The organism is Brevibacillus soli (assembly GCF_044759095.2).
GTDB lineage: Bacteria > Bacillota > Bacilli > Brevibacillales > Brevibacillaceae > JBIYSM02.
This window is the reverse complement of the sequence record NZ_JBIYSM020000004.1, coordinates 21,446-28,185: the sequence shown is the minus strand read 5'-3', so window position 1 is coordinate 28,185 and position 6,740 is coordinate 21,446. Positions and strand designations below refer to the sequence as shown.

Here is a 6,740-nt window from a genome sequence, read left to right as displayed (position 1 = left end):
GACCACGTCAAGTGACAGCCCCTCTTCTTCCACCAGCTTGCACATTGCCATGGTACAAAACGCCTTGCTCGCGTACGCTACCTGAAACGCAAAACCGGAATCGCGAAACGCCTGCATAAACGCGCGGCATTTGCGGCGGATCTGCTCTTCATCATATACGTACAACGGTGTGCCGTACTGGGCAGCCAGCCTGGTTACATCACAGCCGCCGATCTCCAGATGTCCCAGCTCGTTCACCCTACTCGTCCCATGTAAAAACATCTCACTATTTCCTCCCCAGTCTCCAATCGCATCTGATATATGGTATATAGAAAGGCAACTGACCGGTAAGTCAGTTGCCAAAACGCCTTTTTTTCTTTGCTTCATTCTTCTTCAATTTACTATAATAAAGCGGTTTTGACAATGGGTTATTGCCGGTAGGGATTCTGCGGTTTGACAATGCTTGGGCGCTTGTTTTTCATGGGGACTGCCATACGGATAAAGACGTCTTTCATCGCCTTGTAGTTGAACGGGATAAACGGCCACAAATAGGGCGTTCCCAATGAACGAGTGATGGCCAATCCAACCAGGACGACCGTGATCCCCAGCATAAAACCGGTGACGCCGAAAATTCCTGCCATGATCAGAAGAAAATAGCGAACCAGCCGGTTCGCGTTGCCAAGTTCGTAGCTGGGGGTGGCGAACATCCCTACCGCGGCAACTGCCAGATACAAAATGACTTCCGGGGCGAACAATCCTACTTTAATGGCCACTTCCCCCACCAATATGGCCGCCAAGAGACCCATCGCAACCGTCAGAGGCTGCGGGGTATGGATGGCGGCCATCCGCATGAGATCCAACCCCAGCTCCGCGAGTAAAAATTGACCCAATAGCGGTATGCTCCCTTTCTCTTTAATCCCGATAAAATCGAGGGGTTCCGGGATTAATGAGGGGTGCATCGCCAAAAGTATCCAGAGAGGCAGTAAAAAAATCGAGGCAAAGATGCCGAAAAACCTCACCCATCGCAGGTACACGCCGACCACAGGGGTCTGCCGGTATTCTTCCGCATGCTGCACATGGTGGAAATAAGTAGCGGGAGTAATCATCACACTGGGTGATGTGTCCACGTAGATAAGAACATGCCCTTCCAGGAGATGGATGGCGGCCACGTCCGGCCGTTCCGTGTAACGGACCAGCGGAAACGGGTTGAACGTCTTGCCGATAATAAATTCTTCCACTGATTTTTCGGCCATTGGTATTCCGTCCACCTGAATGTCCTGCAGCTTTTTCTTCAGTTTTCGCACCAATTCAGGGTTGGCCACGTCGTGGAGGTAAGCGATCGCCACATCCGTTTTGGAACGTTCGCCAACCTGCATGACCTCGAACCGCAATCTCTCGTCGCGAATGCGTCGACGCGTCAGTGCCGTATTGATGACCAAGGTCTCGGTAAAGCCGTCGTGGGCTCCGCGCACAACTCTTTCCGTATCCGGTTCCTTCGGTTGTCGGCCTGGGAACATTTTCGCATCGATGATGATGCCCTGCGTCTCTCCGTCGATAATAAGCCCAATTTGGCCTACCAGCAGCTTGTCGATAAATTCATCCGTGGTTTTTACTTTGGCCAACTGAAAGTACGGGATGTATTTGTGGAACAGATGCTCAAAAACGTCGGACAGCATGTCCCGTTCCTTCAGATCATTCAAGTCGCGCAAGATTTGTGTAACAATGTTGCTGTCGGCAAAGCCGTTTATGTAGTACAGCAGCAGTCTGGTACCGCCGATGGCAAGCTCATGCATCCCGACGTCGAATGTTTTGCCAACCCCCAGCTTGTCGTTCAGGTACTCCTTGTTTACCTCAACCTCTTCTGAGATGGGCCGATGTTTCCTGGTATCTGTGGCCATGAGACTCACTCCTTTCCAGTATCCACTTCACTGCTCTCAGGGTAATCGGACAGCCGTAGCGAACATGGTCCTTCCCTTCCATTTTCCCGATATCACCGATGCCGATCACATTGGCTACCTGCAGCGAGTTCAAGATATCCACGGTGTCGCCGTAAATATGATTGTCCAAATCCTTATGGGAGTAACCATCCTTGTCGACCGCTTCCTCTACGATACGCCCCTGGTTGTCTACGGAATACCTGACAGACGTTCCATGCACCCACTTTGTGTTGGAGGCAACGGCAATGGCCCCCAACACCTCGATGTCCGGATGTTTGACCACGTATTCGATGGCCTGCTCTCCCTGCCCTCTGCCGTAATTGCCGTTGTCGTCAAACATCACCAGAACCGGATCGTTAGCCGCCATTTTTATCAGCTGCACCATTTGGCTGCCGGAGAGCGGCGTAGGGTTTCCGGCAGAAAGGGAGATGCAGCGACCGCCAACTTCCTTCGCGACTGCTTCCACTGCTTTCTGCGCTACATAATCTCCGTCCGTGATCAGGATCACTTTTCGCCGCTGGTTCTCCATCCCGCTCCCCCCGCACTTCATTACCCTTTTGGCTTAAAGACGAGTGAAGCCAAAAAGCCGAAGGCAATCGCTGCGGATATCCCTGCGCTGGGTACTTCAAAAATACCTGTCACAACGCCGATGATGCCGTGTTTCTCCGCTTCGGCAATGGCCCCGTGATACAAGGAATGACCAAAACTGGTAATTGGTACCGTGGCACCGGCCCCGGCGAACTCAATGAACTTGTCGTAGACCCCGATAAAATCAAGGACCACTCCGGAAACCACCAACGTACTCATCACGTGAGCGGGGGTCAGCTTCCCTACGTCCATCAGCAATTGACCGAAGACGCAAATCAGACCTCCGACCACAAAGGCAATCACGTACTCCATTACATTTGTCCCCCTTCCAACGCGACAGCGTGGGCAATGCAAGGAATGGAATTCCCTTGCTGGTAACTGACCGGGCTGAGCAACGCGCCAGTGGCACAGACCAGCACCTTTTTCATCAGTCCCTTATTCAACTGATTAATGATGTAGCTGTACGTCACAGCGGCGCTGCAGGCGCATCCGCTTGCACCAGAAAATACTTCCTGGTCAGGCGAATAGATCATTAGCCCGCAGTCGTTGTACACCTTGTCCATGTCGTACCCTTCCGTCTTCATCAGGTCTTTGGTAATCGCATATCCAACAGCCGCCAAATCCCCCGTCACAATCAGATCGTAATCCTGCGGTGTGCGATGCAGATCTTCAAAATGCGTCTTCAAGGTAGATACAGCCGCGGGCGCCATGGCCGCTCCCATGTTAAACGGATCTTTGATTCCCATGTCGATGACTTTGCCGATGGTGGCATAGGTGATACGCGGGCCGTTTCCCCCGAGACCAACGACAGCTGCCCCCGCTCCCGTCACAGTCCACTGGGCACTGGGCGGTTTTTGTCCGCCGTATTCGGTTGGATAGCGGTATTGCCGTTCGGCCGTTGCGTTATGACTGCTGCATGCCGCCACAGCGCGCCGGGCATAGCCTGCATTGACCAGAGCCGCTGCATTCGCGAGGGTAAGCATCGATGCCGAGCAGGCCCCGAACATGCCCATCAACGGGATCGTCAGCATTTCTGCCGTAAAGTTGGCGGTGATGTTTTGGTTCAGCAGGTCCCCAGCAAGAAGGACGTCGATTTCCTGCTCCGCGAGGCTCGCCTTGGCAAGAGCCATGCGTACGGCATCTTCCATGAGCTGCCTTTCAGCCAGTTCCCAAGAATCCTGACCGGCGTACAAGTCGTCATGCACCTTGTCAAAGAAGGCCCCAAGCGGCCCTTCTCCCTCCATCGGACCCACTACCGTCGCAGAGGCTTGAATGCGTACGTCCTCCGTAAAGTTCCAGGTCTGCCGACTTACTCTGCTCCCCACGGTGGCATCCTCCTCAAATCAGATTGAACAGGGTTTTCACGATCCCGGCGATGAATGCGGCAACCACGCCGAACACGATAACGGATCCCGCCAGTTTGAACATGTTCCCCCCTACTCCGAGAACAAAGCCTTCACTTCTATGCTCGATGGCCGCTGAGGCAATAGAGTTGGCAAAACCGGTGACCGGCACAGCCGAACCTGCACCGGCATACTGGCCGATATTGTCATAGATCCCAAGCCCGGTCAGCAGGACAGAGATAAAAATCAAGGTTGCGACGGTTGGATTTCCTGCAGTCTTTTCCGTAAAGTCAAAGAATGTAATATAGAAGTTTTGAATGATCTGGCCCAAAAAGCATATCGTGCCTCCTACCCAAAATGCCCGAATCGAATTTAACAGGACGTTCCGCTTCGGCTCAAATTTGGCAGCGTGTTGCTGATACAGCTGTTTTGTCATCTGCATGTTACCGGACTTGGTCTTGGTAGCCATCCTGCACATTCCTCTCTTTCTGACACATTTCACTGTACGGATATCTTTCCTGTTTCAAAATGGTTCTATGAATAGCGATATTTCCCAGCTATAAGCGGAGAAGGCTTTGAAGCAGGGAACCAAGGATCTTTCCGAAGACCATCGCCATCAAGAGCAGAATCAGACGACCGTCCATATTGAGCCGTTTAGCCAAAATGGGAAAGACGTTAAGGACTTCCGTCATCCCGGCAGCCAACGTTCCGACAAAAACCCCTGCCACCAGCCCCAAGAACGAGGCGGCGACAGGATGAAGGTGAAACGGGAAGGAATAAAAGTCTATTTCCGTAAAAAACAGGACTCCGCTAACCAACGCCCATTCAAACCCTCTCACGTATCGACGGGCATTGGTCAACTGCGTCAGTCTTGGAATGATGTCGAGAACGGTAATAAACGCCACAAATCCGCTGCCAACAGCCAGCCCCCCGCCCAGTCCGATCAGAACCAGCAGTCCATATTGCAAAAGCGTCATGTCTTGGTCCGCTGATTCTCTTTGTTTTCGTTTTGAACGTAGTACTGATCCAGGTTTTGCTGATACAAAAACAGCTCTACTTCCAGGGGACTGGGCTCTTCCGTTATCCGTTTGCGAAAGAGGTGATTGAAAAACAAGATCATCCCCATGCCGATGCCAAGGGAATAGGGAATCTGCAGCCAAAGCGGCTGCTGACTGTTTTTACCGGTTATCAGGTAATAGATTCGTTGATGAACCTGCTGCATGCTTACATCGGTATGAAAGTTCATGATCGCAAGACCGCTTCCGATAAACAGGATGAGCCAGACCAGCGTTACCAGGACCGGGTTGGCCTTTTTTCGCGGATTCATCACTTCCACGATCACCTGTGGCGCGCCCTGCACCTCCAGAGGCACTTCTGGATAAAGCGTCCGCAATTTGCGAATAACCTGCATGATGTCTATGACAATGAAATGGCCGTCTTCGGGTTTTATCTGATAGATCGGCATACGGTTCAGTTCGTCTTCGCGGACTCCGTCCCAGTAGAGCTGGCAGACGTCCCCCAGTGTAATGACGGCACTGGGCTTGACAGACAAACGTTTGCGCAAACGAAGGAATATCGGTTCATTCATCCAGACTTTCCCCCCTTCTTTGCACGGTCGGTTATCAGGTAGTATGCACGGCTGTCAAAGCGAGAATGCGACCTAAACAAAAAACCAGACAGAGCTAATGCTCGATCTGGTCCTTGATCGTTTGCAGGATGCGTTTTTCCAACCGGGATACCTGTACTTGCGAGATCCCCAGCCGCTCCGCTACTTCCGATTGTGTCTGATCCTTGTAATAGCGCAGGTACACGATTAGCTGCTCCCGCTCAGTCAACCGGCTGATGGCGTCTTTCAACGCTATTTTTTCAAACCATTTGTTGACGCCATCATCCGCGATCTGATCAATCAGCGTAATCGGATCACCGTCGTTTTCAAACACGGTCTCGTGAATGGACGACGGAGCCCGGCTCGCTTCCTGCGCAAATACCACTTCTTCCGGCGTGATGCCTACAGCCTCCGCCACCTCCGCGATCGTCGGGGACCGGCCGTAACGCTTGTAGAGCTCATCCTTTGCACGGCGCACCTTGTTTGCTGTTTCTTTCAGAGATCGGCTTACTTTCACCGTTCCATCATCACGAAGAAACCGCTGGATTTCTCCGATGATCATCGGGACGGCATAGGTGGAGAACTTCACATCGTAAGTCAGGTCAAACTTGTCAACCGCCTTCAACAAACCGATACAGCCGATTTGAAACAGGTCGTCTGCTTCGTACCCGCGGTTAATAAAACGCTGAACGACCGACCAGACGAGGCGAATGTTGCTGTTGACAAGAAGTTCGCGGGCTGCGGCGTCACCATTCTGGCTTTTCGCAATCAATTCCTTCACTTGATCATTGGTCAGAAATGGTTGACTTGCGTTTTTGATATCGGCTCCCATAGGCACTACCCCTAATTCTGCATGGCTTTGGAAAGTGAAAGGCGTTTGGTCAGGCGGATTTTCGTCCCTTTGCCAACGGCTGTCGCCACCTCAAGCGAATCCATGAAATTTTCCATAATGGTGAATCCCATCCCTGAACGCTCCAACTCCGGTTTGCTGGTATACAACGGTTGCATGGCCTGCTCGACGTCTTCAATGCCTTTTCCCTCATCCTCGATGAGCAATTCAACCACGCCGTCATCAATCACGACAGAGATGCGGACCACGCCGTTCGGGTCTTCATCGTACCCGTGGATAATCGCGTTGGTAACCGCTTCAGAAACCACTGTCTTGATCTCTTCCATCTCTTCCATGGTGACATCCACCTGCGAGATAAACGACGCGACGGCTACACGAGCAAACGACTCGTTTTGACTGAGAGCAGCGAATTCCACTTTCATGAAATTGCGAGTCAT

General features: G+C 52.1%; 9 protein-coding genes and 1 pseudogene. All 10 read right to left on the bottom strand.

From position 1 onward, the window contains the following. Positions 1–261 (bottom strand): annotated as a pseudogene (locus ACE99V_RS02470) (diaminopimelate decarboxylase); the annotation flags it as partial. A 146-nt stretch (positions 262–407) separates the two neighbouring features. After that, positions 408–1,877: a spore germination protein gene (locus tag ACE99V_RS02465; protein WP_400489562.1), complete on the bottom strand. Its 1,470-nt coding sequence runs from the start codon at positions 1,875–1,877 to the stop codon at positions 408–410. Beyond that, positions 1,831–2,445 carry a stage V sporulation protein SpoVABEA gene (gene spoVAEA / locus ACE99V_RS02460; protein WP_400489561.1) on the bottom strand — a complete coding sequence of 205 codons (615 nt, stop codon included), beginning with the start codon at positions 2,443–2,445 and terminating at the stop codon, positions 1,831–1,833. Before spoVAEA ends, ACE99V_RS02465 begins: the two co-directional genes overlap by 47 nt. 20 nt (positions 2,446–2,465) lie before the next feature. Continuing rightward, complete coding sequence (spoVAE, locus tag ACE99V_RS02455; protein WP_400489560.1) at positions 2,466–2,816, bottom strand: stage V sporulation protein AE; 351 nt, start codon at positions 2,814–2,816, stop codon at positions 2,466–2,468. Beyond that, positions 2,816–3,829 carry a stage V sporulation protein AD gene (gene spoVAD / locus ACE99V_RS02450; RefSeq protein ID WP_400489559.1) on the bottom strand — a complete coding sequence of 338 codons (1,014 nt, stop codon included), beginning with the start codon at positions 3,827–3,829 and terminating at the stop codon, positions 2,816–2,818. The genes spoVAE and spoVAD overlap by 1 nt, the downstream gene beginning before the upstream one ends. A gap of 13 nt (positions 3,830–3,842) precedes the next feature. Beyond that, entirely contained in the window at positions 3,843–4,316 is a 474-nt protein-coding gene (spoVAC, locus tag ACE99V_RS02445) for a stage V sporulation protein AC (RefSeq protein ID WP_400489558.1), read from the bottom strand. An 88-nt stretch (positions 4,317–4,404) separates the two neighbouring features. Further along, the gene (locus ACE99V_RS02440; RefSeq protein WP_400489557.1) at positions 4,405–4,824 is read right to left on the bottom strand and encodes a stage V sporulation protein AB; all 420 of its coding nucleotides are present in this window, start codon (positions 4,822–4,824) and stop codon (positions 4,405–4,407) included. Continuing rightward, positions 4,821–5,435 (bottom strand): stage V sporulation protein AA, encoded by a 615-nt coding sequence (locus tag ACE99V_RS02435; protein WP_400489556.1) that lies wholly within the window; start codon positions 5,433–5,435, stop codon positions 4,821–4,823. The genes ACE99V_RS02440 and ACE99V_RS02435 overlap by 4 nt, the downstream gene beginning before the upstream one ends. Positions 5,436–5,529: 94 nt before the next feature. After that, on the bottom strand, positions 5,530–6,285 hold the full coding sequence (gene sigF / locus ACE99V_RS02430) for an RNA polymerase sporulation sigma factor SigF (RefSeq protein WP_400489555.1): 756 nt from the start codon (positions 6,283–6,285) through the stop codon (positions 5,530–5,532). Positions 6,286–6,296: 11 nt separating this feature from the next. Then, a complete protein-coding gene (gene spoIIAB / locus ACE99V_RS02425; RefSeq protein WP_400489554.1) occupies positions 6,297–6,740 on the bottom strand; it encodes an anti-sigma F factor in 444 nt (147 codons plus the stop codon).